General features: G+C 64.3%; 24 protein-coding genes and 1 pseudogene. 12 read left to right on the top strand and 13 right to left on the bottom strand.

The window, feature by feature from the left end; translation table 11 throughout:
* The first annotated feature begins 8 nt into the window (after window positions 1–8).
* Window positions 9–575: a hypothetical protein gene (locus BRAD3257_RS25385; protein WP_122404126.1), complete on the top strand. Its 567-nt coding sequence runs from the start codon at window positions 9–11 to the stop codon at window positions 573–575.
* Window positions 576–683: 108 nt separating this feature from the next.
* Here the strand turns inward: BRAD3257_RS25385 and BRAD3257_RS25380 are convergent, their stop codons facing one another.
* From BRAD3257_RS25380 to BRAD3257_RS39785, 3 genes are all read right to left on the bottom strand, one after another.
* A complete protein-coding gene (locus tag BRAD3257_RS25380; protein WP_122404125.1) occupies window positions 684–1,190 on the bottom strand; it encodes a hypothetical protein in 507 nt (168 codons plus the stop codon).
* Between the two features lie 110 nt (window positions 1,191–1,300).
* Window positions 1,301–1,657 (bottom strand): MFS transporter, encoded by a 357-nt coding sequence (locus BRAD3257_RS25375; RefSeq protein ID WP_122404124.1) that lies wholly within the window; start codon window positions 1,655–1,657, stop codon window positions 1,301–1,303.
* A complete protein-coding gene (locus BRAD3257_RS39785; RefSeq protein ID WP_160118841.1) occupies window positions 1,654–1,827 on the bottom strand; it encodes a hypothetical protein in 174 nt (57 codons plus the stop codon). Before BRAD3257_RS39785 ends, BRAD3257_RS25375 begins: the two co-directional genes overlap by 4 nt.
* 567 nt (window positions 1,828–2,394) lie before the next feature.
* On the opposite strand from BRAD3257_RS39785, the gene BRAD3257_RS25365 reads away from it, so the two are divergent.
* Window positions 2,395–3,702 (top strand): MATE family efflux transporter, encoded by a 1,308-nt coding sequence (locus tag BRAD3257_RS25365; protein ID WP_160118840.1) that lies wholly within the window; start codon window positions 2,395–2,397, stop codon window positions 3,700–3,702.
* A gap of 595 nt (window positions 3,703–4,297) precedes the next feature.
* Here the strand turns inward: BRAD3257_RS25365 and BRAD3257_RS25360 are convergent.
* The 3 genes from BRAD3257_RS25360 to BRAD3257_RS25350 are packed head-to-tail and all read right to left on the bottom strand — an operon-like array spanning window position 4,298 to window position 7,746.
* Complete coding sequence (locus BRAD3257_RS25360; protein WP_122404121.1) at window positions 4,298–4,882, bottom strand: DUF1254 domain-containing protein; 585 nt, start codon at window positions 4,880–4,882, stop codon at window positions 4,298–4,300.
* Window positions 4,879–5,457 carry a DUF1214 domain-containing protein gene (locus BRAD3257_RS25355; protein ID WP_122404120.1) on the bottom strand — a complete coding sequence of 193 codons (579 nt, stop codon included), beginning with the start codon at window positions 5,455–5,457 and terminating at the stop codon, window positions 4,879–4,881. Before BRAD3257_RS25355 ends, BRAD3257_RS25360 begins: the two co-directional genes overlap by 4 nt.
* A 9-nt stretch (window positions 5,458–5,466) precedes the next feature.
* Entirely contained in the window at window positions 5,467–7,746 is a 2,280-nt protein-coding gene (locus BRAD3257_RS25350; RefSeq protein ID WP_122404119.1) for a transglycosylase domain-containing protein, read from the bottom strand.
* Window positions 7,747–8,038: 292 nt separating this feature from the next.
* Between BRAD3257_RS25350 and BRAD3257_RS25345 the strand changes: the two genes are divergently transcribed.
* Window positions 8,039–8,554 carry a YcgN family cysteine cluster protein gene (locus BRAD3257_RS25345; protein WP_122404118.1) on the top strand — a complete coding sequence of 172 codons (516 nt, stop codon included), beginning with the start codon at window positions 8,039–8,041 and terminating at the stop codon, window positions 8,552–8,554.
* Between the two features lie 155 nt (window positions 8,555–8,709).
* On the top strand, window positions 8,710–10,290 hold the full coding sequence (locus tag BRAD3257_RS25340; RefSeq protein WP_122404117.1) for an MDR family MFS transporter: 1,581 nt from the start codon (window positions 8,710–8,712) through the stop codon (window positions 10,288–10,290).
* Window positions 10,291–10,293: 3 nt separating this feature from the next.
* Here the strand turns inward: BRAD3257_RS25340 and BRAD3257_RS25335 are convergent, their stop codons facing one another.
* From BRAD3257_RS25335 to ku, 7 genes and pseudogenes are all read right to left on the bottom strand, one after another.
* Entirely contained in the window at window positions 10,294–12,789 is a 2,496-nt protein-coding gene (locus BRAD3257_RS25335; protein WP_122404116.1) for a GAF domain-containing sensor histidine kinase, read from the bottom strand.
* A gap of 108 nt (window positions 12,790–12,897) precedes the next feature.
* Window positions 12,898–14,730, bottom strand: a complete 1,833-nt coding sequence (locus BRAD3257_RS25330; protein ID WP_283809895.1) for a thiamine pyrophosphate-requiring protein — start codon at window positions 14,728–14,730, stop codon at window positions 12,898–12,900.
* Window positions 14,731–14,784: 54 nt separating this feature from the next.
* The gene (locus BRAD3257_RS25325; RefSeq protein WP_312016147.1) at window positions 14,785–15,240 is read right to left on the bottom strand and encodes a hypothetical protein; all 456 of its coding nucleotides are present in this window, start codon (window positions 15,238–15,240) and stop codon (window positions 14,785–14,787) included.
* A 59-nt stretch (window positions 15,241–15,299) separates the two neighbouring features.
* Window positions 15,300–15,675, bottom strand: a pseudogene (locus tag BRAD3257_RS25320) (thymidine phosphorylase); the annotation flags it as partial.
* A 164-nt stretch (window positions 15,676–15,839) separates the two neighbouring features.
* Window positions 15,840–16,004, bottom strand: coding sequence for a Flp family type IVb pilin (locus BRAD3257_RS25315; RefSeq protein ID WP_122404114.1), 165 nt, complete (start codon window positions 16,002–16,004; stop codon window positions 15,840–15,842).
* 283 nt (window positions 16,005–16,287) lie between these two features.
* Complete coding sequence (locus BRAD3257_RS25310) at window positions 16,288–16,524, bottom strand: hypothetical protein (protein WP_122404113.1); 237 nt, start codon at window positions 16,522–16,524, stop codon at window positions 16,288–16,290.
* A gap of 59 nt (window positions 16,525–16,583) precedes the next feature.
* Complete coding sequence (gene ku, locus BRAD3257_RS25305; RefSeq protein ID WP_122404112.1) at window positions 16,584–17,567, bottom strand: non-homologous end joining protein Ku; 984 nt, start codon at window positions 17,565–17,567, stop codon at window positions 16,584–16,586.
* Window positions 17,568–17,797: 230 nt separating this feature from the next.
* On the opposite strand from ku, the gene BRAD3257_RS40410 reads away from it, so the two are divergent.
* From BRAD3257_RS40410 to BRAD3257_RS25270, 8 genes are all read left to right on the top strand, one after another.
* Complete coding sequence (locus tag BRAD3257_RS40410) at window positions 17,798–17,953, top strand: hypothetical protein (RefSeq protein ID WP_162832009.1); 156 nt, start codon at window positions 17,798–17,800, stop codon at window positions 17,951–17,953.
* A gap of 213 nt (window positions 17,954–18,166) precedes the next feature.
* Window positions 18,167–18,841 carry a response regulator transcription factor gene (locus BRAD3257_RS25300; protein ID WP_011085905.1) on the top strand — a complete coding sequence of 225 codons (675 nt, stop codon included), beginning with the start codon at window positions 18,167–18,169 and terminating at the stop codon, window positions 18,839–18,841.
* 94 nt (window positions 18,842–18,935) lie between these two features.
* Window positions 18,936–20,312: a sensor histidine kinase gene (locus tag BRAD3257_RS25295; protein WP_122404111.1), complete on the top strand. Its 1,377-nt coding sequence runs from the start codon at window positions 18,936–18,938 to the stop codon at window positions 20,310–20,312.
* Between the two features lie 163 nt (window positions 20,313–20,475).
* Window positions 20,476–21,876 carry a hypothetical protein gene (locus BRAD3257_RS25290; protein WP_122404110.1) on the top strand — a complete coding sequence of 467 codons (1,401 nt, stop codon included), beginning with the start codon at window positions 20,476–20,478 and terminating at the stop codon, window positions 21,874–21,876.
* A 99-nt stretch (window positions 21,877–21,975) separates the two neighbouring features.
* Window positions 21,976–22,245 (top strand): hypothetical protein, encoded by a 270-nt coding sequence (locus tag BRAD3257_RS25285; RefSeq protein ID WP_162500360.1) that lies wholly within the window; start codon window positions 21,976–21,978, stop codon window positions 22,243–22,245.
* A 131-nt stretch (window positions 22,246–22,376) separates the two neighbouring features.
* A complete protein-coding gene (gene ccmI / locus BRAD3257_RS25280; protein ID WP_122406752.1) occupies window positions 22,377–23,483 on the top strand; it encodes a c-type cytochrome biogenesis protein CcmI in 1,107 nt (368 codons plus the stop codon).
* A gap of 37 nt (window positions 23,484–23,520) precedes the next feature.
* Entirely contained in the window at window positions 23,521–24,030 is a 510-nt protein-coding gene (gene ccmE, locus BRAD3257_RS25275; protein WP_122404109.1) for a cytochrome c maturation protein CcmE, read from the top strand.
* Window positions 24,027–26,006 (top strand): heme lyase CcmF/NrfE family subunit, encoded by a 1,980-nt coding sequence (locus BRAD3257_RS25270; protein ID WP_122404108.1) that lies wholly within the window; start codon window positions 24,027–24,029, stop codon window positions 26,004–26,006. Before ccmE ends, BRAD3257_RS25270 begins: the two co-directional genes overlap by 4 nt.
* The last annotated feature ends 3 nt before the right edge of the window (window positions 26,007–26,009 follow it).

Here is a 26,009-nt window from a genome sequence, read left to right as displayed (position 1 = left end):
CAGCTGCCATGCGCCTGACAAGCAAATTTATTGCGATCAGCGCAGCCGCCGCACTGCTCTGCGCAGCCGCTGCGTTCTGGATATCGCGATCCGGCGAACCGGCCCGCACAACAGCGGCGTCCGGCGATGTCCGCCCGGTGTGGACGGAAACCGACTGGCCTTTCGCCGCAGATCCCTGGGGGAAAGGAAAGGCGTTCCGCTGCAAGGCCGAGGATTGCGGCGGCGAGGTCCAGCTCTACGTTCGCGCCAAGCTCGGCTTCTGCAATTGCGCCACCGGCATCGCCGACGATGGCGACCTCGAGCAAATGGGCGACCTGGCGCTGATCGGCAAGGCAACGCCAATCGCTGCCGGCCGAGAGATCGTCGTCGGTGCGATGCGCGGCCGCAGCCGGGCTTATCGCATCGAGGGACATCGCAATGCCGCGCTCTCACTCGCCTTCAATCAGCGCTGCGACATGGTGGCCGCGACGGCCTTGGTTGGACAGGGCGCGCCCGCGTCACTGGAGCCGGCGGTGCTGGCGTTCCTCAATAGCGACCGCATGTTGAAATGGGCCGAGATCGCGCTTGGGTTATGACGCAAGGCAATTCGGCTTCCGTCGCCCCGAGAACCGCATTCTGATCGAGCTGCCACGACTACGCCTGGGACAAGCCCAAGCGTACGTTGAGACTGCAATTCGCAGAAACTACTGTCGTGCCGCGCCGCTGGCCCCGGGGATTTGCCCCCCGAACTTTGACGGGCCGGTGCCGCTGACGCTCGTCGGCCCGCCGGCCGTCCCATTCGGGTCGGTTCTGGCGGCGGTCGGGCCGGGGCCGTGCATCATGTTCATCGAATTGAACCACCCGTGGTGGTGATGGCGTTTGGCGCTATGGGCCGAGGCATAGCCGGTCGAGCAGGCCAGTAAGATCGCCAAAGTAAGCGTTGCTGTTTTCATCTGTGTTTCCTCTCCAGTTGAGGAAACGGCGTGGGCAAGCGACTTGTTCCAAGCTGGTGCCGCGCCGCTTTCGCCAAGGAATCGGCACCATCCACACCCACGACAGTATCGACTGCGCAAAGCGAGATCTCTGCGAATGGATATTTCGAATGAGGCCGTGATCCGGCGACGGTCGATGCCATCCTGCGTGAGTTGGACGGGGTCGATGTGCTCGTCAACAACGCCGACTTCGGCTTCTACGGTCCAGACCGTATTCATGTGACATAAGGGCGTCCTCGGATGTGTTTGATCGACAGCCGAGGGTCTCACGCCGGAAATGATACGCAGCAGATCGCAGACCATTAGCCGACCTCCACAAGCCGGCTCCGCTAGCTTTCCGGAAGGCGCGGTGGAAGCAAAATCACGGCTGCCAGCGTTCCCAATGCGCACGCCAAGCCAGTGCCCACGAAGGGCCAGAAGTATGCCACAGCTCGATCCGAGGAACTCAGTAGCGCTCCAAACGCCGCGATACCGACGGCAAAGCCCGCTTGTCGCATGACGATGGTCACCGCCGATGCCATGCCGGCTTGCTCACTAGGAACCAAGGCAACGACGACACCGGACAACTGAGGATGTGCCAGGGCGGCGCCGAGTCCGACGACAATCATAGCCAATATCACTGGCCATTGATTTGGGGTGCCGTTGGCTGTCAGCGCCGCAACGAAACCTGCGCTCCCGATGGTCATGATCGCGAGAGCCAATGTGAAATACCATCGCCATCCGAGCGCGGGTACAATTCTGCCCCGAGCGGTGGCACGAACAACATTGGCAAGGTTGCCGCCAACATGACGATGCCGCCCGTGTCGGCGCTCACGCCAAGGGACGCGCTGAGAAACGGCGGCAGGTAGACGAGCATGGCCCAGTACCCGATCGAAACCGCGGCGAGAAGCACAGCAATCCCAACCATCGCGGGACGCAAAAGACGACTGGGTCGAAGATGGGCTGCGCACGCCTTCTTTGTTGAAGCGCGAAGACGAAAAATAGCACGAGTGCAATGCCACAGCCGACCACGAGCGTCATCCTTGCAGTCCGACCGTAGAGAAGAGCCTCTATCAGCACGAAGAGGGCAGCTGTCAGGATGATCATCCCGACGAAGTCGAGCGGACGAGGTGAAGGCTCCTTTGCTTCGCCAACAAGATGGGGGATGCCCCAGGCAACTAAGACGCAAGCCGGAATATTCGCCAGGAATATCCAACGCCACCCGAGCCAGGACGAGACAATGCCGCCGAGCGTGGGGCCCAATGGAGGGGCTCGTTACTGTTGCGGCGCTTGACCATAGCCGGTGTGAAGGGCTCATCTATGCGGCAACTGGGACGTGTAGATGATGGGGAAGTGGCAGACTATGACTGCTGGGCTTGCATTGATACAGACTAATCCTAAGCGGGAAGCCGATAGAAGGATCTGGCGTGTTGCTGGGCCTGCCATGCTGGCCAACATATCGGGCGCTTTAGTCGGAATCGTCGATATCTGGGCGATCGGTCACCTTGGCAGTGAAGCTCCGTTGGCCGGCCTGGCAGTCGGCACGTTCTTTATGATCAACCTCTATGTGTTGTTCAGCTTCCTCTATATGAGCACCGTTGGTTTTGTGGCCCAATCCTTTGGATTCGGTCGGCGTCGGCAGATTATCGAAGTTACAATGCGCTCCCTCGTCATGGCCGCTGGATTGGGGCTCCTGGTAGCTCTTCTATCTCCCGTACTTCGGGAACTGACCGTGCGTGTCTGGAATCCGTCGCCGGAAGCAGCCGAAGCTGCCAGTACCTATCTCGGAATTCGGATGCTGAGCGCGCCTGCAATCTTCATGAGCATGTCAATTGAAGGCTTTCTGATCGGTACTCAACGGGCGCGAATTTCATTGGGCCTCGATCTTATCCTGAATGCTCTAAATACCTTGCTTACTGTGACTTTTGTCGTCGGGCTGGGATGGGGGGTTGCTGGTGCGGCTACCGGTAACTTGATTGCCGAATGGGGCGCCGCAGCGGCAGGGGTTGCGTGGTTGGTGCGGCTAATTCGTCCCGCCCGTTCGGCAGCCACCGTTCGGCGCGCCGGGTTCTGGCACCTGGCGCATTTCCGCGAGCAAGCGACAGTCAACACTTTCCTTTTTATGCGAACTTTGTGCGTCCAGATCGTGTTTGCGATGATGTCAGTTTGTGGCGCACGCTTGGGTGATGAGGTGTTGGCCGCGAACCACGTTTTGCTCCAACTGGTCTTTGTGGCCACGCTAGCGATCGTTGGGATGAGCAGCGCGACCCAAACCTTGATCGGCGAGGCCACGGGGGCCGGCGACCGTGCTCTCTTTTATTTCTGGTCGGCGCGAACGGCGTTCTGGTCTTTTGTGGTCGCGATGGCCATGACGCTTGTCTACGGTATCGGTGGAGGAGCGATCGTGGCAGCATTTACCAACGTCGAGGGGGTGCTTGCCGCGGCTGAGCGGCAGCTCCACCTCGTCGCTTTGTGGCCAGTGCTAGCGGTGTGGAGCTATCAATTTGACGGGATATTCATCGGGGCAACTTCCGCTAAGCCAATGCTTTGGGGGGCAGCCGCAGGAGCCTTAGTTTTTGTCGTTCTGCAACGGTTGCTCGTAGGTCCGTTAGGCAACGAAGGTTTGTGGATCGCTTTCATCCTGTTTTTCATCACCCGCGGAGTCGTGTTAGTCGCCTGCTACAGAGGCTTAGGTCAAAAGATAGGGCAACCACGAGCTCGCGAGAATGACGTGTCGCGTGTCGCATTCTAGAGTCGGAGAACGGTATCAAGGGCCTGAGGCTACTCCTGGCTCTACCGCAGTTGCAATGACATTCACTGTCCGCTTTCCGCAAAGATACCGATCGGACTGGCTTGGCACGATGAAGCATGCCCCCATGCGGTTAGAGCAGGGAGGCTTGCCGCGTCTACTCGGAAAGGCGAGTTCAATCGCTTCTCGTTCGGTCTACCACCACGAAGATTACGCCATTCAAGTGATGACTGAGAAAGACATCTGCGTAGCTAGAAGCGACTTAGTCGCTTCGAAGCGACAAACAATCTGAAGGAAACAGAGCGCAAATGGAGCGAACTAACGAGCATCGCAACGCTCCTTCACATTATGACCTGCTGCTGACTATGCTCCGTGCTCCCAAATGAAAACACCCGCGACGGATTGCTCCGCGCGGGTGTGACGAACTCTCGATGATGCCAGTATGCCCCTGTTTTGCCCGACGAGTCAAAGGGAGCGTACACGTCCGTCCGGTGGCTTCGTCATCGCCGACCGAAGAACGTAATGATTTCAATGCCCCCGCTACTGTGCATGGGGTTGTTTTCGCAGTTTTTGTCTTGCACTGCCGATATGGCAGCGCTCAACGGCGGCCGCGCGGCGTCTCGGCCTTGGCCGGCGGCTCGGTCTGCGGCGCGCAGGTCGCAGCTGCAAGCGTTGCTTGCGCCTGCTGCATCAGGCTGGGCTCCGGGGCGAGTGCCTTCATCAGGATCAGGCCGGTGGTGCTGGGAGAGTCGATGATCAGGCGGTCGGCTGCGGTGACCTCTTCGTCCTCGGGCAGCTCGTTGTGCTGCGCTTCCGTCATCAGGTCGAGCTCGATCACCTTCTTGCCGGCCGAGCGGTCGTTGATGGCGTAGTAGGCGATCTCGTTACGGGTGTAGAACGACACCGAGGTGTAGGCCTGGCTCACCGGCACGGTGAGCTTGATCGGCCCGCCCGAGAGGTCATAGCGGCAGATCGCCAGCGCAAAGGCCGGGTCCATGAACGGCATCGGCGAATTGTTGGGGTCGGCGAGGGGAAGCTGGGTGACGGCGTTCACCTTCGTCATCGGCGTCAGCCGCGAATAGGCATCCTGCGTGGCGATCCGCGGCAGCGCCAGCACGCTGACGAGATGGACCACGAGGCCCAGCACCACGCCGGCGATGATGGTGAACGCGAGCCGGATCATGAGCAGCCCACCGTGGTGATGCTCGGCATCGGCGCATCGCGCTGGGTGCGCGTCGCAACGCCGACCGGCGTGTCGTAGAGGCGCAGCATCAGCGCGTAGCGCTCGATGCCGCCGGTCGGCAGCCAGTTGCCGGCGCGCGAGCGCGAGGCGATGCGGATCTCGAACGAGCCGTCGGAGGAGCGCACGATCTCCTGGCTGGTGAAGCCGTAGCGGGCAAGCGAGTTGGCGACGAGATGGCCCTTGCGGTCGTACAGCGTCAGCGTCCAGAACCGCGCCGGCGGCGTCACGCCGGAGACGACGACGTCACAGCGGCCGTCGAGCGCCTTCTTCTGGTCGTCGGTGGTGGCGGTGAAGGCGACGCCGTCGCCGGTGCCGATCGGCAGCTCGCCGTTGCGAACGATGGTGGCACGCGAATAGGGGTCGACGTCGGCAGTGCCGGTGCGCGGCCGCGCCGTCCAGGCGCCGATGGTCAGTGCGCCGATCTCGGTGCCGCGCGTCGTCGTCATCCAGGTCGCACCCAAGCCGACCACCGTCGCGAGGAGAAGCGCCGTCAATGTGATCAGGATCAGCCGCACGGGTTTCGATCAGTTCTTGCGCGGAGCGGATGCGTTGGCATTCTCTTCCGCATAATTCTGCGGGAAGGCGAGCGCGCTCGTCGACGAGGCCGGCTTGCTGTCATTTGCCGTCGATTTGTTCGCAGTCTTGGCCGCATCATCAAGCAGCTTCTCGACGCGCACAAGGATGTCGGCGCCGCGCTTGGTCAGTACCGGCGGCGGGCCGGGCTTGGTCTCCAGCACCTTCGGCGCCGCATTGGCTTGCGCGTTGCTCACAGGCTGCGGCGGCAGCTTCTGACCCATGCCGATGCCGGGGATCTCCCGGACCTCGACGCCCTGATGCGCGGCGACCATGATGTCGTGCCAGGTCTGCGCCGGCAGCGAGCCACCGGTCATGCGGTTGGTCGGCGAATAGTCGTCGTTGCCGTACCACACCGCGCAGGTGAAATTGCCGGTGTAGCCGACGAACCAGGCGTCGCGATACGCATTGGTGGTGCCGGTCTTGCCCGCAGTCGGAATGCCGTCGAGCGCCGCGCGTCGCGCGGTGCCTTCGCTGACGACGTGGCTCATCATGCCCGCCATGTCGGCGGCGATGTTCGGCGGAATCGCCTGCTTCGGCTTCGGGCCGTCGCGATCCCACCGCCAGACGAGATCGCCGGCGCCGGTACGCACCTCCAGCACTGTATGCGGCGTCACCGCCTTGCCGCGGTTCGGGAAGGTCGCGTAGGCGACGGCATGCTCGAGCACGGTGACTTCGTCCGAGCCGATCGGCAGCGACGGCGTGTCGGGCAACGGCGCCTTGATGCCGAAGCGGCGGGCGACTTCGACGATCTTGGCGCGGCCGACCTTGGCCGGGTTCGGCGCCTTCGGCTGCTCCCGCCGGCCGATCTCGATCGACAGCTTCACCGGTACGACATTGATCGAGCGCGTGATCGCCTGCGTCAGCGTCACCGAGCCGGAATAGGAATGGCCATAGTTCTGCGGGCACCAATTGCCGATGCAGACCGGGCCGTCGACCACGATCGAGTTGGGCGTGAAGCCGTTCAAGAGCGCCGTGGTGTAGACGTAAGGCTTGAACGACGAGCCGGGCTGGCGATAGGCGTCGGTGGCGCGGTTGAACTGGCTGGCGCCATAGTCGCGGCCGCCGACCATGGCGCGGATGCCGCCATCGAGGTCGGCGACGACGGTCGCCGCTTGCGTTGCGTGATAATCGCGGCCGAACTGGCGCAGCTGGTTCTCGATCGCGTCTTCGGCGGCCTTCTGCACGTTGGTGTCAATCGCGGTGCGGACCACGAAGACGCGCTCGGTGTAGGACTTCGGGAAGGTGTCGACCAGCTTGCGCATCTCGTCGAAGGCATAGTCGAGATAATAGTTCGGCGATGCCTCGTCGCGGCGGTCGACGGCGAAGGCCGGGTTGCGGCGGGCGCCGAACACCTGGCCCTCGGTCATGAAGCCGGCATCGACGAGGTTGTCGAGCACGACGTTGGCGCGGGCGCGGGCGGCGGGCAGGTTGATGTGCGGGGCGTATTTCGTCGGCGCCTTGAACAGGCCGGCGAGCATCGCCGCTTCCGCCAGCGTGACGTCGCGCGCCGACTTGTTGAAGTAGAAATGCGCCGCGCCGTCGACGCCGAAGGTGCCGCCGCCCATATAGGCGCGGTCGAGATAAAGCTTGAGGATCTCGTTCTTGGTCAGGCGCCATTCCAGCCAGACCGCGAGGAAGGCTTCGTTGACCTTGCGCTCGATGGTGCGCTCGTTGCTCAGGAACAGGTTCTTGGCGAGCTGCTGGGTGATCGAGGAGCCGCCCTGGCGCACGCCGCCGGCCTGGGCGTTGGTGACGAGCGCGCGCGCGGTGCCGGCGATGTCGATGCCGAAATGCTCGTAGAAGCGGCGGTCCTCGGTCGCCAGCGTCGCCTTGATCAGAACGTCGGGGAAATCTTCCAGCGGGATCGAGTCGTTGTGCTTGATGCCGCGGCTGCCGATCGGGCTGCCGTAGCGGTCGAGGAACGTCACCGCGAGGTCGGACTTCTTCAGCCAGTCCTCGTCCGCGGTCTCGCGGAAGGCGGGAATGGCGAGGGTGAGCATCACGACCAGGCCGCCGAGCCCGAGGGTTGCCGCCTCAGACAGCGGCTCGATGAACACCCAGCGCTTCCAGCGCCCGACATAGAAGCGGTCCATGAAGGTCGAGTAGCGCTCGTAGAGCTCGCGGATGCCCTTGGCCGAGGAAAACAGCGAGGAGTCGATGCGCGCATCGAGGTCGAGGAAGAAATTCCGGACCCTCTGCTTCCAATGCGGTGGTATGATCTGGCGCACCTAGAACCCTTGAGGCTTGCTTCGAAAGCGTTCAAGCACCCGGCCGGGGCGGCATCGAGACGTCTTGCGGGAATGTTGCGGCAAACCCAAGGCGCCCGGCCAGCATCCGAGGGACTTGCTTTTTCTTCTAGCCGAGCGGGGCCTATAAACCAATGGTCACGCTCGGGATTTTGAACAACAGGTCCAATTGACCCCGGTTCTTTACGGGCTTCAAAGGGGCCTCGCTTGCACCCTTGCCGCCGCGCGCCCTAGATGGGGTTGCCGTAGCTCTTTCGAATTGTTGTTGAGGCGTATGACCGCAGCTCCCAAACGACCTTCCGGCCAGGAAGGATTCTTCTGGAAAACCAAGACGTTGGAAGAGATGTCTGGGGACGAATGGGAGAGCCTGTGCGACGGCTGCGGTCGCTGCTGCCTGAACAAGCTCGAGGACGAGGACACCGGGCATATCTATTTCACCCATATCGGCTGCAAGCTGCTCGATGGTGCCAGCTGCGCCTGCAAGGACTATCCGAATCGTTCCGACAAGGTTCCGGACTGCGTCCGCCTGACCCCGGCCAATGTCCGCACCCTGAACTGGCTGCCGCCGAGCTGCGGCTACAAGCTCGTCGCGGAGGGGCGCGACCTCTATTGGTGGCATCCGCTGGTGTCGGGCGATCCCAACACCGTGCATGAAGCCGGCGTCTCCGTGCGCGGCCGGGTGGAGGGCAGCGAGGAAGAGGTCCCGGACGAGGAGCTCGAGGACCACATCGTGCAATGGCCGGCGACCTTGCCGAAACGGGCCCGCCTGAAGCGACGCCCGAAGGACTGATCCGCCGCGCGATCGGATCACGTCTTCGGGATGGCCCCGGGGCGGGATGCACCCATGCGCCGCGGTGCCTGCCTGGGAAAAGCTTTGCTGTCTACATTGCGCTGCATAGAACGATTCCTTCGCGGCGTTGCGCCGCCACATGACGTCCGATCGAGATGAACAAGTTCGAACGGCAGAGCGCTGCCGACGTCCAAACGTTGCCTGAGGACATCGCCGAAGAGCTGTCCCGCCTTCCCAGCGAAGTGTTGAGCGTCGATGATGCGCCGTCCATCGCGCCGCCGGTGCCGCTGTCACGGGACGAGGTCCGCACCATCGTCATCAGCTTGATGCTGACCATGTTTCTGGCAGCGCTGGACCAGACCATCGTGGCGACTGCGCTGCCGACCATCGGACGCCAGTTTCAGGACGTCTCCAATCTTTCCTGGGTGATCACCGCCTATCTGCTCGCCTCGACTGCGGTCGCGCCGGTGTTCGGCACACTGAGCGACATCTACGGCCGCCGCGTCATGATCATCATCTCGCTCAGCCTGTTCGTCGCGGGCTCGGTGCTGTGCGCGATCGCGCCGAACATGCCGATGCTGATCCTGGCGCGCGGGCTTCAGGGCCTCGGCGGTGGCGGCATCATGCCGGTAGTGCAGACCGTGATCTCCGACGTCGTCAGCCCGCGCGAGCGCGGGCAATACCAAGCCTATTTCTCCAGCGTCTGGATGGTCGGCGGCATCCTCGGCCCGGTCATCGGCGGCGTCTTCGCCGAGCATCTGCACTGGTCGATGATTTTCTGGATCAACCTGCCGCTTGCGGCCGCCGCGCTCGCTCTGCTGCTGCCCAAGATGAGCAAGATCCCGGTGTTCCACCGCAAGCGCAAGGTCGACTGGCTCGGCGGGGTTCTGCTGATGGCTGCCGCCGTCGTCTTCATGCTGGTGCTGACCTGGGGCGGTACGCGCTATGCCTGGCTATCACCGATCGTGCTTGCGATGGTGGGCGCCGCCGTCGCGCTCGCGATGACATTCGTGTGGCACGCCCGGCGCGCCGACGAGCCGTTTCTGCCGCTGCCGTTGCTGACAGGATCGGTGGCGCCTTTCGCGCTGACGGCCGGCGGCTGCGGGTTGGGGGCGATCACCGGCCTCACCGTGCAGCTGCCGCTCTATTACGAGCAGGTCTATCATCTCACCGCCAGCGAGGCGGGGCTTGCCCTGATTCCGCTCGCTGCGGTCTCGACCTGCGGCGCGGCGATTGCCGGCCGCACCATGGCGCGGGCCAAGCACTACAAGCGCGTCGCCATCGTCGGCACGTCCTGGGCTGCGCTGTGCGGATTCGGGCTCACGGTCACCACCTTGCCGCTCTGGGGCCTGCTGTTGCTGATGGCCGCGTTCGCGCTTGGGCTCGGCACGACCTTCCCGGTGTGCGTGGTCTCGTTGCAGAATTCGGTCGCGCGTCCGCAAGTCGGCACCATTACCGGTGCGATGAACTTCTTCCGCTCGCTGATGTCCTCGTTCACGGTCGCCGCGTTCGCAGCGATCCTGCTCATCGCACTCGGTACCGACCTCCCGCTCGCCGGCGAGCATCACGCCGCGGGCGCCGTCGCGATACCCGCCGACGACATGCGGCACGCTTTCCGCTACGTGTTCGGCGCCGCCACCGCGCTGATGACCACCGCTGCGCTGTGCCTGATCGCGATGGAGGAGCGGCCGCTGGCCGGGCCCTCGGTCCAGCAATCCGTCGAGATGGCCGAGTAAGTCTCAGCGGCTTGCGCCCGGGAAGCTGCTCTTCCGCGGCAGCCGGATCGTGAACTCTGTAAACGCGCCGGGCTCCGTCGCGACGTCGATCGTGCCGCCGTGCTGCTTCACGACGATGTCGTGGCTCATCGACAGCCCGAGCCCGGTGCCTTCGCCGGCCGGCTTGGTGGTGAAGAACGGATTGAACATCTTCTCCTTCACCTCGTCCGGAATGCCGGTACCGTTGTCGCGGATGGTGATCTCGATGTGATCGCCGCGATCTCGCGTCGCGGCGATTACCGTCGGCTCGTAGTCGGCGGCCACATCCGCCTTGCGCCTGGTGACCGCGTGGAAGCCGTTCGAGATCAGGTTCAGCAGCACGCGGGTGATCTCCTGCGGAAACACTTCGGCGTGTCCCGCCGCAGGATCGAGCTCGCGCTTCAGCGTCACGTGGAATCCCGGCTTCTCGGCGCGTGCGCCATGATAGGCGAGGTTGAGGCTCTCCTCGACCAGCGCGTTGATGTCGCTCAGCCCATGCTCGCCGCCGCCTTCGCGCGAATGCAGCAGCATGTTCTTGACGATGGAATCGGCGCGGCGGCCGTGCTGCACGACCTTCTGCAGATTGTCCTTCAGAAGCCCCGTCAGCTCGTCGACCTCCGCGCGGAGATCGCCTGCGAGGGGGACCGGCGCGAGCACCTCGTTCAGCTCCGCAGTCAGCTCGGCGGAGAGCGATGCGAAATTATTGACGAAGTTGAGCGGGTTCTTGATCTCATGGGCAATGCCGGCAGTGAGCTGGCCGAGCGAGGCCAGCTTCTCGGTCTGAATCAGCCGGTCTTGTGCTGCGCGCAGATCATCGAGCGATTTGGCAAGCTCGCTGGTGCGGTCCTGCACCTCGTTGAACAGGCGGGTGTTCTCGACCGCGATCACGGCCTGGTCGGCAAAGGTCTTGAGCAGGTTGATCGCCTTGTGGGGGAAATGCCCGGGCTCCCGCCGCGTGACGGCGATGGTGCCGATCGTGACGCCGTCGCGCAGCATCGGCACCACCAGGATGCTGCGATAGCCACGCGTCCGTGCCAGCTCCTTCATGGCCTCGGTGAGATCAGGCTCGTTCTGCATGTCGCTGCGGAAGGCATACTCGCCGCTCCGCGCCACCCGGCTGTGAATGCCTGACGAAGATAGCGGCGTCGGGAAGGAGCTGAGCAGATCGGCATTGCCGGCTTCGTTGTCGGTGGTGAAGGCGGCCAGATGCAGCATACCGTCAATGACGCGAGTGACGGTAGAGGAGTGCCCGCCGATCAGCGCCTTGGCGCTGTCGGAGATGGCCTGGAACACCGGCGTGACATCCGACGGTGAGGCCGCGATCACCTTGAGGATGTCGGCGGTCGCGGTCTGACGTTCCAGTGCCTCCCTGGTCGCGTTGAACAGGCTGACATTCTTGATCGCGATCACGGCCTGGTCCGCGAAGGTCTGCAGCAGCCGCACGTGATGCTCGGCGAACGCGCCGGTCGCGCGGCGCGTGGCGATGATGATGCCGATGGCCTCGCCCTCGCTCATGAGCGGCGTGAACAGCATGCTGCGATAGCCTCGGGCACGCGCGATGTCGCGCGCGGCCGGCTCGAGCTCGGTGTCGGGAAGTTGCGCGGCGGCGCCATTGGCCACGAGCTGGTAGGGCGGGAACTGTGTGAACGGCACCGGGAAGGAAGCCTGGAGCACGCGATCGCCGGCCGGATCGGTCGGCGTGAATGCCGCAAGGTGCGCGGCACCGTCGGTATAGCGCAGCACCGCGGTGGAGAAGCCGCCGATCAGCCGGTTGGCATTGGTGGCGATGGCATCGAACACCGGCTGCACGTCGGACGGGGAGGCCGCCATCACCTTCAGGATCTCCGCAGTGGCGATCTGGCGTTCGAGCGTTTCCTTGGTCTCGTTGAACAGTCGCGCATTCTCGATCGCGATCACGGCCTGGTCGGCGAAGGTCTGGAGGAGTTGTACGAGGTCGGCCGCGAACGCGCCCGGCTCGGCGCGCGTGACGCTGATCATGCCGACCGGCGTGCCCCGGTTCATCAGCGGCATGAACAGCACGCTGCGGAAGCCGCGCAGCCGCGCCAGCTCCCGGTTCAGCTCCGGGACGTCAGCGGCCTCGCTGTCGGGAAACTGGATCGTCTCGCCGCCACGCACCAGCGCAAAGGTCGGGAAGTCCGCGATCTTGCGCGGGAACGACGCCTTGAGCCTTTCGTCCGCCTCCGCGTTGGTCGGCGTGAACGCCACGAGATGCAGCTCGTCGGCGATGAATTGAAGCACGGTGGCGGAGAAGCCGCCGAGCAGGCGCTTCGAGCTGGACGCAATCGCCGCAAAGACCGGCCGGGCGTCGGAGGGCGACGCCGCGATGGTGCGCAAAATCTCGGCGCTTGCGCTCTGGCGATCGCGTGCAATCGCAAGCTCACTGCGCAGCTGCGCATTCTCGGCTGCGGCCGACTGCAATCGGCGCTCGAGTTCCTCGATTTCGTTCGAAGGGGTGGTCATTCCTCATCCGGCTTGATGCCGCGACATGCGCGGCACCGGGCCGGATTATCACATCTTCTGTGGCTGGAGCCAGCGCCAGTGGTCTTGCCATTGGGGGCCCTGCCGACCTCACGTCCCCGGCCGTGACACCTCGGTCTCCTTGCTGGTGATGAACTCCAGTAGCACCGGCACGCCTTCCCTTGTCTTCTGGATACCCCGCTTGATGGCGGGCACGATGTCCTCTGGCCTCTCCACCCGCTCGCCATAGCCGCCGAAGGCGCGTGCCATCGCGGCGTAGTCGCCGGAAATGTCGGTCGAGCGATACTTTTCGGTCGAGACCGGCATCACCTTCAACTCGATCGCCATCGAGAAATTGTTGAGCAGGATCGACATGATCGGGATGCGTTCGCGCACCGCGGTCTCGAAATCCATGCCGGTGAAGCCAATCGCCGCATCGCCCCAGACGTTGATGCAGAGCTTGTCGGGTCTTGCCAGCTTGGCGCCCATCGCCAGCCCAAGGCCATAACCGAGCTGCGTCGTCTTGCCCCAGCCGAGATAGGTGAGGGGCTCGACCGCCTTCCAGAACGGCGAGAGCTGGTCGCGCGGGCTGCCGGCGTCATGCGTGATGATGGTGTTGTGGATGTCGACGGTGTGCTGCAAGTCCCAGAGTACGCGATAGGGGCTGAGCGGCACGTCGTTGCTGGCCAGCTTCGGCATCCATTTCGCCAGCCACTCCTTGTGCGAGGCCGCGATCTCGGCCGCGACCGCCGAGGCATCGCGATCCGCGGTGACGGTCTTGCCGATCTCCTCCAGCAGCGCGTCGAGCACGAGCCCGGCGTCGCCGACGAGGCCGATCTTGGCTTCCACATCCTTGTTGAGATGATTGGGATCGAGCGTGGAATGGATGATGGTCTTGCCCTTCGGCATCGCGACGCCGAAATTGGTCTCGGTGAAGGAGCAGCCGATGCCGAAGATGACGTCGGCCTCGCTCAGAAACTTCGGCACTGCCCGCGGCACGGCGAGCCCACCCGAGCCGAGCGAGAGCGGATGCGTTTCCGGAAACGATGATTTTCCGCCGAGGCTGGTGGTGACGGGGATCGCCAGCCGCTCGGCGAGCCGTTTCAGCTGCGGCCAGGCCTGCGCGTAGTGCACGCCCTGGCCGGCATAGATCACCGGCCGCTTTGCATTCACGAGCAGGCCTGCTGCTTCCTTGACGTGAACAGGATCGGCGCCGTAGCGGGTGCGCAGCACCGGCGTGTAGTTCAGCGGCTCCGGCACTTCCTCGTTCCACATGTCCGAGGGAATTTCGACGATGACCGGCCCGCCGCGTCCGTTCTTCAGTTTCGTGAAGGCCCGGCGGAAAATGTTGGCGACCTCAGTCGCGAGGATGATCGGCTCGGACGATTTCGCAAACGGCTTCATCGCCTCGCTGGAATTGAAGTTCGGCTCGATATGCGACAGCCTGCGCTGATAGCCCATCGGCAGCACCAGCACGGGCACGGATTCGCCGAAGCACTGCGCGACGCCGCCCATCGCATTCTCGGCGCCCGGCCCATGCTGCATGCAGAACGCGCCGATGCTGCGCCCCGACGTCACCCGCGAGATCGCATCCGCCATGTGAATGCCGACGCGCTCCTGCCGCACCATCACGGGGCGGATCTCGGCCTTGGCCGCATGCTCGATGAGATGGTTGACCGGATAGCCGCAGAGGATCTCGATCCCCTCGCGCCTCATGATTTCCGCAATGGCGGTGCCGAGCTTCATGGCGTCTCTCCCTGGCAAGGCCGGTTGATCCGGCCGATTGCAGGAGAGAGGATCAGGAAATGTTGGAGCGGTAAAGCGCGTGCAGCTAGCGCTGCGGTAGGGCTGCCATGCAACAAGTTGCCGAATCCCGGGGGAGCGCAGCCCAATCTCGGACGATGTTATCCGCGGAGCAGCTCGCCGGAGTTCGCTGCGGTCCATTCCGTTAAGAGCTTGCCATTTGCCGATCGGCTTCGACCATGCCCGACAAACGTCTTATTTGCAGTTGCGGCAGATCGTCAGCTTGCGTTTCAAGGCGTCATCTTCCTCATCGACTGATGACTGCCCCGTGACCCCACTTGTGCCCAGATTGGGTTTGGAGCCCTTTGCTGTGCGCGCCCTCACGGGCGGCGCCACCTGCTTTGGGGTGTCATTGTCGTCGAGGGTCCCTACGCTGAAGCCATCGTAGTCGGCGGCTGCATTTGGCGTCGTCGGAAACCCGCCGATCACCGGTGTCGAAGCCTCTCTGCCCGACGTCGCCGGCGGAACTCTGGAATGTGTGGCGCTTGCGCCTGGCGGCGATGCGGGCGGAGCAAGGGAAACCGGCGGCGTGACCGTAGTCTGTCCTCTGGCGCTGTCGTGCGGCCAGGCGACAAACATGAGGCCGAGAGCCAAGAGCATCACGTTTCTCATCCGCATCCTTAGCAGCGTTGGTTGATCGATTGACAGCATGGCTCGTCGAGCCCGCTCCGCTGAAGAATATCAGCACTCAGAGGACCGTCAAAGCGCCGCAGCCTGGGGCACAGGCGGATGCCGGCGCCCTTCTCGAGCGACGCGCCGGCGATGCGGGCGAGACGGTTCAGACGCAGGCAGTCGATTGCGGATCATGCGCCGCCCTGACGTTGAAACTGAGCGGTCCCAGCTCGTTGCTGCAGGTCGAGGGCCCCTGGGCGTCGATGATCTTCTGCATCTGCTTCAGCGCCGCGCCGCTGTCGAGCAGGTCTCGCGCCCGGGCATGGCCGGCGCCGCCCTATCGTTGCCGAGCACTGCCATTACGTCGTTGGCCTCGAGGATCGGCCCGATGCCGTCGCCGATCGGCTGGCTTCCGTCGGCTATGATCACCGCGACCGCGCGGCCGAAGCGGTCGCCGACGAATTCGAACAGCTTAAGTTGGGAGTGCGGGAAGGTCTGGATGCATGGACAGGCCGGCAGGAGGGAGTCGGGCCTCCATGCTTAGACCTCGCCGTCCTGATGCTGTTGACCCAGATCATGGCCCTCGGCCGGCGGACATGGCGAGCGCGGCGCGTCGTTAGGCGGGACTGGGCCAGCCGCTATTTGATAGCCGAGTTGACCAGGTTGAACTTGCTGTTCAATAGCGCGCCGCCGGTGTTGTTCACGGCGACCACGATTGCCAGTGCGATCCCGGCGGCGATCAGACTGTACTCGATGGCGGTGGCGCCATTCTCATCTGCAAGGAAAGACCTGAGCAAACGCATTGCCAACTCCTGTTCATCCGATCGAACGGATGGCCGCCTCGTCAGCGAACTCGCAAATAGATCGAGTAAGTCGTGTGCGCACCAAAAGAATTAAACCCCGGGCAATCGCACCTCCGCTCATACGACGGCATTCATTAAATTAAGGTTCCGTCGATCCGTCCAAGTGGATTGATATCGGCAAGCGGCCGCACGGCTGCGCCGGCGCAGTGTCCGTCAAGGCGTGCCCCTTAACCGATTTTTGACCCTGTTCGTCAATGCGTCGGCAAGCATACTCGGATCGCTCTCATCCGCGCGAGGCGTCCGCATTCAGCGCCCGCAACATGGCGATGCGGGCGAACATCAGCCAGGCGCCACTGGTCTCGGCCGCATTGATCAACGTCTCGATCGCAGTCTGCCAGTGCGCCTCGTGCTGGACGTCGTCGGGCAGCTGCATGATGTAGTCCGCAGCATCTTGCAGCGTGAGCAGTTTGCGCTTGTTGCTCACGCGAACGGGATCGTCGAACGCCGTCGACCAGGGCATGTCAGGCCGCCCGATCGGCGAGGAGAGACATCACGGCGCGATCGTGGGGTGTGATGCTGCTAGCCGGCCTTCTTTGCCCGCGCCGGAGCCCGCACCGGCTTGTCGGCCTTCTTCGTGGCCTCCTTGGGCGCGGTCTTTGCCGCGGCGTCCTTGCCGCCCTTGCCTGATATCGGAAGCAGCATCTCGCGCTGGCCCTCGACGCGCTTCTTCGGCTTCTTGCCCTTGGCGGTCTCCTTAACGACCTTCGCAGCAGGGGGAGCCTCCTTCTCGCTCGCGAGGCTCTTCTTCAGCGCATCCATCAGGTTGATGACGTTGCCGCCCGTCTTCGGTGCGGCCTTCGCGGTAATCGGCATGCCGCTGCGCTTCTTGTTGATGAGATCTATCAGCGCGGTCTCGTAGTGATCCTCGAACAATTCGGGCTCGAACGCGCCGGACTTCTTCTCGACGATGTGTTTTGCAAGGTCGAGCATGTCCTTCGTCAGCTTCACGTCCTGGATATCGTCGAAATATTCCTTTTCGCTGCGGACCTCGTAGGGGTAGCGCAGCAGCGTGCCCATCAGCCCGCTCTCGAGCGGCTCCAGCGCGATGATGTGCTCGCGGTTGGTCAACACCACGCGGCCGATCGCGACCTTGTCCATGCTGCGGATGGTCTCGCGGATCACCGCATAAGCGTCGTGACCGACCTTGCCATCGGGTACGAGATAATAGGGGCGGATCAGGTAGCGGTTGTCGATGTCGGACTTGGGCACGAACTCGTCGATCTCGATCGTGTGCGTGGAGTCCAGCGCGATCTCGTCGAGCTCGTCCTTGGTGACCTCGATATAGGTATCGGTGTCGATCTTGTAGCCCTTGACGATGTCCTCGGAGGTCACCTCGTCGCCGGTCTCGGCGTCGACCTTGAGGTACTTGATGCGGTGGCCGGTCTTGCGATTGATCTGGTTGAACGAGACCTTCTCGGTATCCGAAGTGGCCGGATAGAGCGCGACCGGGCAGGTCACGAGCGACAGACGCAGAAAACCCTTCCAATTGGCGCGGGGGGCCATGGGCTACTCCAGACGCAACAGAGGACAAGTCCTGAGGATAACATCGCCCAGGTGCGAATCATAGCAAGCGCCGGCGCGGAATCTCGCAACGGCGTTAATCGCCGCCTGCGCCATGTTGCCGGTTGGGCCCATGCTCCGGAACATCGCCCGAGATCGCGCGTTGCTCCCCGGCAATTCGACGCCGCGAGGAGCGCGGCAAACCGGCGCGACAGCCACAGATTGAGGTCACCATGGCTACCACGCGAGAGCAGAACCGGATCGTGGAAACTCCGACCGAGGCGCGCCAGGGCGAACCCGGGCCTTCGGTGGCGGCGCTTCTCGCCATCTCGACGGGACTTGCGATCCTGATCCTTGCCGTCGTCTGGTTCGTGTTCTTCAGAACCTGACGGCCCGAACCGGCCGGCTCGCCGCGTTACGCGGCCATTGCGCCCGCCATGCCGTCGGCTCGCCCGGCTGCGCGGCGGGCGCACTCGCGTCAGTGCATGAGAAATCGTATATGACCAAAAAGTAACGCGGCCGGTTCCCGGCGTTCATATTCAGTTCACGCCGGAATTGCTCATCTGGAGCGGTGTTCGTGCGGTCTATTTCTGGAGAGAAGCGTGCGCCTGCTCGTTGTCGAGGACGACCCCGATCTCAATCGCCAGCTCACCAAGGCGCTGACCGACGCCGGCTATGTCGTCGATCGGGCCTTCGACGGGGAGGAGGGGCACTATCTCGGCGACAACGAGCCGTATGACGCCGTGGTGCTCGATATCGGCCTGCCGAAGAAGGACGGCATCTCGGTGCTGGAGGCCTGGCGCCGCAACGGCCGCACCATGCCGGTCCTGATCCTCACCGCACGCGACCGCTGGAGCGACAAGGTGCAGGGCTTCGACGCCGGCGCCGACGACTACGTCGCAAAGCCGTTCCACCTGGAGGAGGTGCTGGCGCGGATCCGCGCGCTGCTGCGCCGCTCCACCGGCCATGCCCAGAGCGAGCTGAGCTGCGGTCCGGTCACGCTCGATACCCGGACCGGACGAGTCAGCGTGTCGGGCAATCCCGTCAAGATGACGTCGCACGAATATCGGCTTCTGGCCTACCTGATGCACCATTCCGGCCGCGTCGTTTCCCGGACCGAGCTGGTCGAGCATCTCTACGACCAAGACTTCGATCGCGACTCCAACACCATCGAGGTCTTTGTCGGACGCATCCGCAAGAAGCTCGACGTCGATATCATCCAGACCGTCCGCGGCCTCGGCTATCTCCTGACCCCGCCGCCCGCGCCCGGCGCCTGAGGCGTTCTCGGGCTTGACGGGAGGCCGAACAGGGCCCTTGGTCCGGTCATGACGTCCGACGACCTGACTTCCAGCCCCTGCCGGGACCGTTCCGATGGCCGCTAGCTCCCTTGCGAACCGACTGTTCTTGTCGGCGACCGCTTGGCTCGTGGTGATCCTGGCCATCACCGGCGTGGTGCTGTCGTCGGTCTACAAGAACGCCACCGAGCGCGCCTTCGACCGCCGGCTCAATCTCTATCTGCGCACCTTGATCGCCGAAGTCGCGACCCCGGACGAACCGCCGGACCGTCAGTTCCAGTCGCTTGGCGAGCCCCTGTTCGAGCTGCCGCTGTCCGGCTGGTACTGGCAGATCACCCGGACCGACACCGAGAAACCGGAGGTGCGCTCCTCGCGCTCGCTCTGGGACAAGAAGCTGCCGAAGCTGGAGGAGCAGGGCGCCGAGCTCACCGCCGCCGGCATCCGCCTCGCTTATGTCGACGGGCCCGAAGGGCAGAATCTGCGCATGGTGGAACGGCCGGTCGATCTCGGTGCCGACGGCAAATTTCTCGTCAGCGTCGCCGGGGACGACACCGAGATCTTCGATGAGACGCGAAGCTTCGACTACTATCTCGGCGGCACCTTCACCGCGCTCGGCATCGTGCTGCTGCTCACGACCGTATTCCAGGTCCGCTTCGGCCTTGCACCGCTCAAGCGCATTTCGGAATCGATCGCCGACATCCGCTCTGGGCGGGCCGAACGGCTCGAGGGGGAATTCCCGGTCGAGATCGCACCGCTGGCGCGCGAGACCAACGCGCTGATCGAGGCCAATCGCGAGATCGTCGAGCGCGCGCGCACCCATGTCGGCAATCTCGCCCATGCGATCAAGACGCCGCTCTCGGTCATCGTCAACGAGGCCGGCGCCCACCCGTCTGATCCATTCGCTACCAAGGTGATGGAGCAGGCGGACGTCATGCGCGACCAAGTTGCCCATCATCTGGAGCGTGCACGCATTGCGGCGCGGGTCTCGGTGGTCGCGACCGTGACGGAGGTGGCGCCCGCCATCGAGGCGCTGCGGCGGACCATGGAGAAGATCCATCGCGACCGCGGCGTCGTGGTCGAGGCCAAGGCCGACCCATCCGCGAAGTTCCGGGGCGAGCGGCAGGATCTCGAGGAGATGGTCGGCAATCTCGTCGACAATGCCTGCAAATGGGCGGCCTCGCGCGTCTTCATCGAGGTTCTGGTCGAGACGCCGCACCAGGCCGGCGCCGGGCCGCGTTTGCGGATCATCGTCGATGACGACGGCCGCGGCCTGTCGGAAGCGGAGCGCGCCCAGGTCGCCCGGCGCGGCCAGCGGCTGGACGAGTCCAAGCCCGGATCGGGCCTCGGCCTGTCGATCGTGACCGATCTCGCCGCCCTCTATGGCGGTGGCCTCTCCCTTGGCGCTGCGCCGATCGGGGGCTTGCGGGCGGTGCTGGTCCTGCCCGGAATATAGTCCTTTGTTCCAATGGGAGTTTTCGGCTCGGGCGCGCCCGATCCGCAAAGCCCATGAAGGCATTGGGGCGAACGTCCTCAACGGCTTCTTAAGGCGCGGCCTCCTATGATTGCGCCCGGACGCATCCCGTTGTCCGCCATTTTACCGTGCATTACCCGGGCGCATGAGCCAGACATCGATCGAGCGGCTGAGGGAATATCTCGCGCAGCTCCCGCCGCAGTCGCAGGCGCTGCTGATGCGGGAGTTCGAGCGCGCCCTCGAGCGCGGCCAGGACACGGCGGTGGCAACCCTCGTGCTCGAGCAGCTGCGCAAGATCGTGCGCAAGACGGAAGCCGAGGAAGCCCCGCCGCCACGGACGGACGATCTGTCGCGGCTGTTGTTCCAAGTGGTGGAACCCTTCCTGGTCGAGGCGGGGACGCCGATCCGGGTCGGCCAGATCCGCCGCTCCTCGCTGCAGCCGATCTGGCAATGGCTCGGCCGTGACGGCGCTTCAGACAAGGTGAGCGAATTCGAGGCGGCGCTCGCCCGTATGCCGCCTGACGGTGCCGGGCAAATCGAGGCGCTGGCGCACAAGCTCCAGGCGGTAGCCACGGACGCGATCATGGAGCTGACGGGGCCGGGCGGCGGCGACAAGTCGCGGGCGCTCGCCCGTGTCGGTCCCCCCAACGTGATCGAGGATCTCTATTCGATCGGTGCGGTGCTCCAGGTCCGGGACGCCATCGCGACGCTCAACGAGAAGCTGCCGCGCACCTTGCGGACCTTCGGCGATTCCCAGATCGCCTCGGTGACTTCGGCGCTCAACATTCCGGTGCTCCAGACGCCGCAGATGCTGCCTTTCGCCTTATCGGTCGTCGTGCAGCGGATGACCGCGCCGTGGCAGATCATCCGCCTTGCCATCAAGATTGCCGCGTCGGACGACGAGATCCGCGTCGCGGCGACACCTTACGGCGTCGCCGTCACGATCGCCCTGCACGATCTGTCCTGCATTGCCGCGATCCTGCGCACGGACATCAAGCGCGGCCATTTCGACAATGTCGCCGCCAATCTCAAGACGCTGCACGACGGCGTGCGCGGCCTGCGCACCGAGCTCGACCTGCGCAACGATTCCGCCTGGGGCAAGCAGCTGACCTCGATCCGGGCCGACATCTCCAATGCGCTGCAATCCGAGATCGACAGCGTTCCCGGGCGCGTTCGCCGCATTCTGCGCCAGCGCCCCGAGAAGGACATTCCGCCGGGCGCGCGGATCGACGGCACCGCGGTCGAGGAAACCGTGGCGCTGATCGATTTCGTCGCGACCTGCCGCAACTATGCGAGCGAGCTTGCGATCAACGAGGTGACGCTGCGCACCTATTCCGACCTCCAGCAATATGTGGAACGATCGACCGAGCAGCTTGTGCAGTCATTGCGCGCCGCCGATCACAAGGTCCGCGCCTATCGGCAGCAGCAGGTGCAGGCCGCGATTCGCTTCTGCCAGGTGCTGTTCGGCGACGATTACGCCTCGTTGATGAGCCGCGCGGCAGAAAACGCGCTCACAGGCGAGCGCAAATCGTCGCGCGCAGGCTGACCAGCTGCATATCTTCGTAATCACAATTTATGGTTGACGGTGCCGTTGGCGCGCCGTACGGTCCCCGTGCAAGTCTTGGGAATTTCTATTTGTGGGCGCATGAAACCCGTTATTAGCTCCATCGAAATTGAGAACCGCGTTGTCGTGGCCAAGTATCAAAGGCTGATGGTTGGCGCCAAGGTGGTGCTGGTCGAGAAGGCAAGCGATCGGCAGCTGCCTGAGACAATCACGAGGGTTGCATCTCGGGTTCCCGTCGGAGCATTGCGCATCAGATTGCCCGATGCAATCAAGCCGGGAACATACTTCCTGAAGGCCTTCAACGGGCACGGCGAGGACGCCGCGCAAAGTATCGACTTCGAGATCGGCTAAGCCGTTGGATTTTCACCGCTTCGGGACCGAATGCGGTCGCGCCGAATTGACAATTGTCAATTGCCGCCTCGTCCGGCCGTGGTGTAAAGCCACCTATGGGCGCGGTTCGTGCGCCGCCGGAAGCTTGCCCGATGACGCTATGGTTCGTGTTCGCGCTGATGACGGTCGCGGCGATTTTCGCCGTGCTCTGGCCGCTCGGCCGCACCAGCCGCGCGCAGGATCAGGGCAGCGAGGTTGCGGTCTACAAGGACCAGTTGGCCGAGATCGAGCGTGATCTCAGCGCAGGATTGATCTTGGCGCCGGAGGCCGAGGCCGCGCGTGTCGAGATCAGCCGCAGGCTGCTCGCGGCGGCTGCCAGCGAGCCCGCGACCGCGCCGACGTCGAGCCTCAAATGGCGCCGTGCGGCGGCCGTGCTGGCGTTCGCCGGCCTGCCGCTCGTTGCGGTCGGCGTCTATATGCCGCTCGGCTCACCCCGACTACAGGACTTTCCCCTCGCGCAGCGGGAGCGCGGGTCCGGCATGGCGCAGTCGCTCGAGAACCTCGTCGTGCAGGTCGAGCAGCATCTGGAGAAGAATCCGACGGACGGGCGCGGCTGGAACGTGCTCGCGCCGGTTCTGGAGCGGCTGGGCCGCTTCGACGACGCCGTGCGCGCCTATCGCAACTCGCTCACCTACAATGGCGAGAGCGCAGAGCGCCGGTCCGATCTCGGTGAAGCGATCTCGGCTGCCGCCGGCGGCGTGGTGACCGCCGAGGCCAAGGCCGAATTCGAGCGAGCACGCGCGTTGAACGCCGACGATCCCAAGGCGAACTACTTCCTGGGCCTCGCCGCCGAGCAGGACGGCCGCAAGGACGATGCGGCCAATATGTGGCGCGCGCTGCTTGCGAAAGCGCCTGCGGATGCGCCGTGGCGTGCCCTGGTGCAGTCCTCGCTCGCGCGAGTCGGTGGCGGCGGCACGATGCCGGCCTTGTCCGACGAGACGATTGCTGCCTCCAAGGATATGGCCGAAGGCGATCGCAACGCGATGGTGCGCGGCATGGTCGATCGTCTGGCCACGCGGTTGAAGCAGAACGGTGATGATGTCGAGGGGTGGCTGCGTCTGGTGCGCGCCTATCTCGTGATGGGGGAGCGAGACAAGGCGATGGGCGCCTCGGCTGATGCCCGGCAGGCGGTTGCCGGCGACACCGAGCGGCTGCGCCAGCTCAACGAAGGCCTGAGGACTCTCGGGCTCGGCGGATGACGAATGCACGACGAGAGATGCGGAGAACGGATACGCCATGACGCGCAAGCAGCGACGTATGACCATCATCGGCGGCTCGCTCGCCGTGCTCGCGCTCGCGGCCGCGCTGGTGCTCAACGCGCTTCGCGACTCCATCGTGTTCTTCTCGACGCCGAGCATGGTCGCTGAGAAACATATCGAACCGGGCAAGCGGTTTCGCCTCGGCGGCTTGGTGCAGCCCGGCTCGCTCCAGCGCAGCGACAATCTCGCGGTGACGTTCGAGGTCGCCGACGGCAACGCCAAGCTGCCGGTCGCCTACAAGGGCATCCTGCCCGACCTGTTCCGCGAAGGGCAGGGCGTGGTCGCCGAAGGCGCGCTCGACGCCAATGGCGTGTTCAAGGCCGATACCGTGCTGGCCAAGCACGACGAGACCTACATGCCCAAGGACGTCGCCGATGCCCTGAAGAAGCAGGGGCACTGGAAGGACGATTACGGCCCCCAAGCTTCTGGTGCCGGCAAACCTGCGGCGACGACCGCGCAGGGCAATCCGCAGGGAGCGGTGCGGTGATCGCCGAATCCGGACATTACGCGCTGGTGCTGGCGCTGGGGCTCGCACTGATCCAGTCCATCGTGCCCCTGGTCGGCGCGCGCCTGCGCGATGCTGCCCTGATGAACGTGGCGCGCTCAACGGCGCTGGCGCAGCTCCTGTTCGTCGGTGTGTCGTTCGTTGCGCTCGTGATGCTGCACGTGAATTCGGATTTCTCCGTCGCCAACGTCTACGAGAACTCCCACTCGATGAAGCCGCTGCTCTACAAGATCACCGGCGTGTGGGGGAACCATGAAGGCTCGATGCTGCTGTGGGTGTCGATCCTCGCGCTGTTCGGCGGATTGGTCGCGAGCTTCGGCAACAATCTGCCGCTGTCGCTGCGCGCGCATGTGCTGGCCGTGCAGGCCTGGATCGCCAGCGCGTTCTATCTCTTCATCCTGATGACCTCGAATCCGTTCCTGCGCATCGTCAATCCGCCGATCGAGGGGCGCGATCTCAATCCCGTGCTCCAGGATATCGGCCTCGCCGTGCATCCGCCGATGCTCTATCTCGGCTATGTCGGTTTCTCGATCTCGTTCTCCTTCGCCGTCGCGGCATTGATGGAGGGCCGGATCGATGCGGCCTGGGCGCGCTGGGTGCGGCCCTGGACGCTGGTTGCCTGGATCTTCCTGACGCTCGGCATCGCCATGGGCTCGTACTGGGCCTATTACGAGCTCGGCTGGGGCGGCTGGTGGTTCTGGGATCCGGTCGAGAACGCCTCGCTGATGCCCTGGCTCGCCGGCACCGCGCTGCTGCATTCGGCACTGGTGATGGAGAAACGCAATGCGCTGAAGGTCTGGACCATCCTGCTCTCGATCCTGACCTTCTCGCTGTCGCTGCTCGGCACCTTCCTGGTTCGCTCGGGCGTCATCACCTCGGTGCACGCCTTCGCCACCGATCCGACCCGCGGCGTGTTCATTCTGCTGATCCTGTGCCTGTTCATCGGCGGCAGCCTGTCGCTGTTCGCGGGCCGCGCAACGTCGCTGAAGCAGGGCGGGCTGTTCGCGCCGATCTCGCGCGAGGGCGCGCTGGTGCTGAACAATTTGCTGCTCACAGTGGCTTGCGCGGTCGTGCTGTTCGGCACGCTCTATCCGCTGGCGATGGAGATGCTCGCCGATTTCAAGATGTCGGTCGGCGCACCCTTCTATAACCTCACCTTCGCGCCGCTGTTTGCCCTGTTGCTGCTCGCGGTGCCGTTCGGGCCGATGCTGGCGTGGAAGCGCGGCGATCTGCTGGGCGTGACGCAGCGTCTGCTTGCTGCAGGTGTTGCCGGGCTCGTCGTGGTTGCCATCACCTGGGCCTGGGTGCGGGGCGGCAGCGCGCTGGCGCCGCTCGCGATCGGGCTCGGCGTTTTCGTCATCGCCGGCGCCGTCACCGACCTCGTCGAACGGACTGGGCTGGTTCGTCTGCCGTTCGCAACGGTGCTGCACCGGGCGCGCGGCCTGCCGCGGTCAGCCTGGGGCACGGCGTTTGCGCATGCCGGCCTCGGCGTCGCGCTGATCGGAATCGTCTGCGAGACCACCTGGAACAGCGAATATATCGCGACGATGAAGCCGAACGACGTCGCCCATGTCGCCGGCTATGACCTGAAGCTCGACGGGCTGTTCCAACGCCAGGGCCCGAACTACCGCGAGATGATCGCCGAGTTCAACGTCAGCCGCGAGGGCGAAGCCATCAGAGTCATGACGCCGTCCAAGCGCAGCTTCACCACCCGCGGCTCATCGACCACCGAGGCCGCATTGCTGACGCGCGGCGCGAGCCAGCTCTACATTTCGCTCGGCGACGCCACGGAAGGCGCCATCGCCGTGCGCATCTATTACAAGCCGTTGGTCCTCCTGATCTGGTGGGGGCCGGTGCTGATGGCGTTCGGCGGCGTGCTCTCGCTCTCCGACCGCCGCCTGCGGGTCGGCGCGCCGAAGCCGGCGCGGGCCAAGCAGCGCCTCCAGCCGGCGGAGTGATCC

This window comes from Bradyrhizobium vignae (genome assembly GCF_900324035.1).
In the GTDB taxonomy this organism is placed as follows: Bacteria; Pseudomonadota; Alphaproteobacteria; order Rhizobiales; family Xanthobacteraceae; genus Bradyrhizobium; species Bradyrhizobium vignae.
The sequence above is the reverse complement of the archived record's forward strand: the minus strand, read 5'-3'. Positions and strand labels throughout refer to the sequence as shown.

What these genes read in the sequence shown, in the direction of transcription:
- BRAD3257_RS25360 (WP_122404121.1), bottom strand. Translation starts at nt 4,882, where the DNA reads ATGATCCGGCTCGCGTTCACCATCATCGCCGGCGTGGTGCTGGGCCTC.
- BRAD3257_RS25345 (WP_122404118.1), top strand. Translation starts at nt 8,039, where the DNA reads ATGACCGCAGCTCCCAAACGACCTTCCGGCCAGGAAGGATTCTTCTGG.
- BRAD3257_RS25295 (WP_122404111.1), top strand. Translation starts at nt 18,936, where the DNA reads ATGGCCGCTAGCTCCCTTGCGAACCGACTGTTCTTGTCGGCGACCGCT.
- BRAD3257_RS25290 (WP_122404110.1), top strand. Translation starts at nt 20,476, where the DNA reads ATGAGCCAGACATCGATCGAGCGGCTGAGGGAATATCTCGCGCAGCTC.
- BRAD3257_RS25380 (WP_122404125.1), bottom strand. Translation starts at nt 1,190, where the DNA reads ATGAATACGGTCTGGACCGTAGAAGCCGAAGTCGGCGTTGTTGACGAG.
- ccmI (WP_122406752.1), top strand. Translation starts at nt 22,377, where the DNA reads ATGACGCTATGGTTCGTGTTCGCGCTGATGACGGTCGCGGCGATTTTC.
- BRAD3257_RS25285 (WP_162500360.1), top strand. Translation starts at nt 21,976, where the DNA reads ATGAAACCCGTTATTAGCTCCATCGAAATTGAGAACCGCGTTGTCGTG.
- BRAD3257_RS40410 (WP_162832009.1), top strand. Translation starts at nt 17,798, where the DNA reads ATGGCTACCACGCGAGAGCAGAACCGGATCGTGGAAACTCCGACCGAG.
- BRAD3257_RS25315 (WP_122404114.1), bottom strand. Translation starts at nt 16,004, where the DNA reads ATGCGTTTGCTCAGGTCTTTCCTTGCAGATGAGAATGGCGCCACCGCC.
- BRAD3257_RS25385 (WP_122404126.1), top strand. Translation starts at nt 9, where the DNA reads ATGCGCCTGACAAGCAAATTTATTGCGATCAGCGCAGCCGCCGCACTG.
- BRAD3257_RS39785 (WP_160118841.1), bottom strand. Translation starts at nt 1,827, where the DNA reads ATGCTCGTCTACCTGCCGCCGTTTCTCAGCGCGTCCCTTGGCGTGAGC.
- ccmE (WP_122404109.1), top strand. Translation starts at nt 23,521, where the DNA reads ATGACGCGCAAGCAGCGACGTATGACCATCATCGGCGGCTCGCTCGCC.
- BRAD3257_RS25340 (WP_122404117.1), top strand. Translation starts at nt 8,710, where the DNA reads ATGAACAAGTTCGAACGGCAGAGCGCTGCCGACGTCCAAACGTTGCCT.
- BRAD3257_RS25325 (WP_312016147.1), bottom strand. Translation starts at nt 15,240, where the DNA reads ATGCTGTCAATCGATCAACCAACGCTGCTAAGGATGCGGATGAGAAAC.
- BRAD3257_RS25365 (WP_160118840.1), top strand. Translation starts at nt 2,395, where the DNA reads ATGCTGGCCAACATATCGGGCGCTTTAGTCGGAATCGTCGATATCTGG.
- BRAD3257_RS25310 (WP_122404113.1), bottom strand. Translation starts at nt 16,524, where the DNA reads ATGCCCTGGTCGACGGCGTTCGACGATCCCGTTCGCGTGAGCAACAAG.
- BRAD3257_RS25375 (WP_122404124.1), bottom strand. Translation starts at nt 1,657, where the DNA reads ATGACCATCGGGAGCGCAGGTTTCGTTGCGGCGCTGACAGCCAACGGC.
- ku (WP_122404112.1), bottom strand. Translation starts at nt 17,567, where the DNA reads ATGGCCCCCCGCGCCAATTGGAAGGGTTTTCTGCGTCTGTCGCTCGTG.
- BRAD3257_RS25330 (WP_283809895.1), bottom strand. Translation starts at nt 14,730, where the DNA reads ATGGACCGCAGCGAACTCCGGCGAGCTGCTCCGCGGATAACATCGTCC.
- BRAD3257_RS25335 (WP_122404116.1), bottom strand. Translation starts at nt 12,789, where the DNA reads ATGACCACCCCTTCGAACGAAATCGAGGAACTCGAGCGCCGATTGCAG.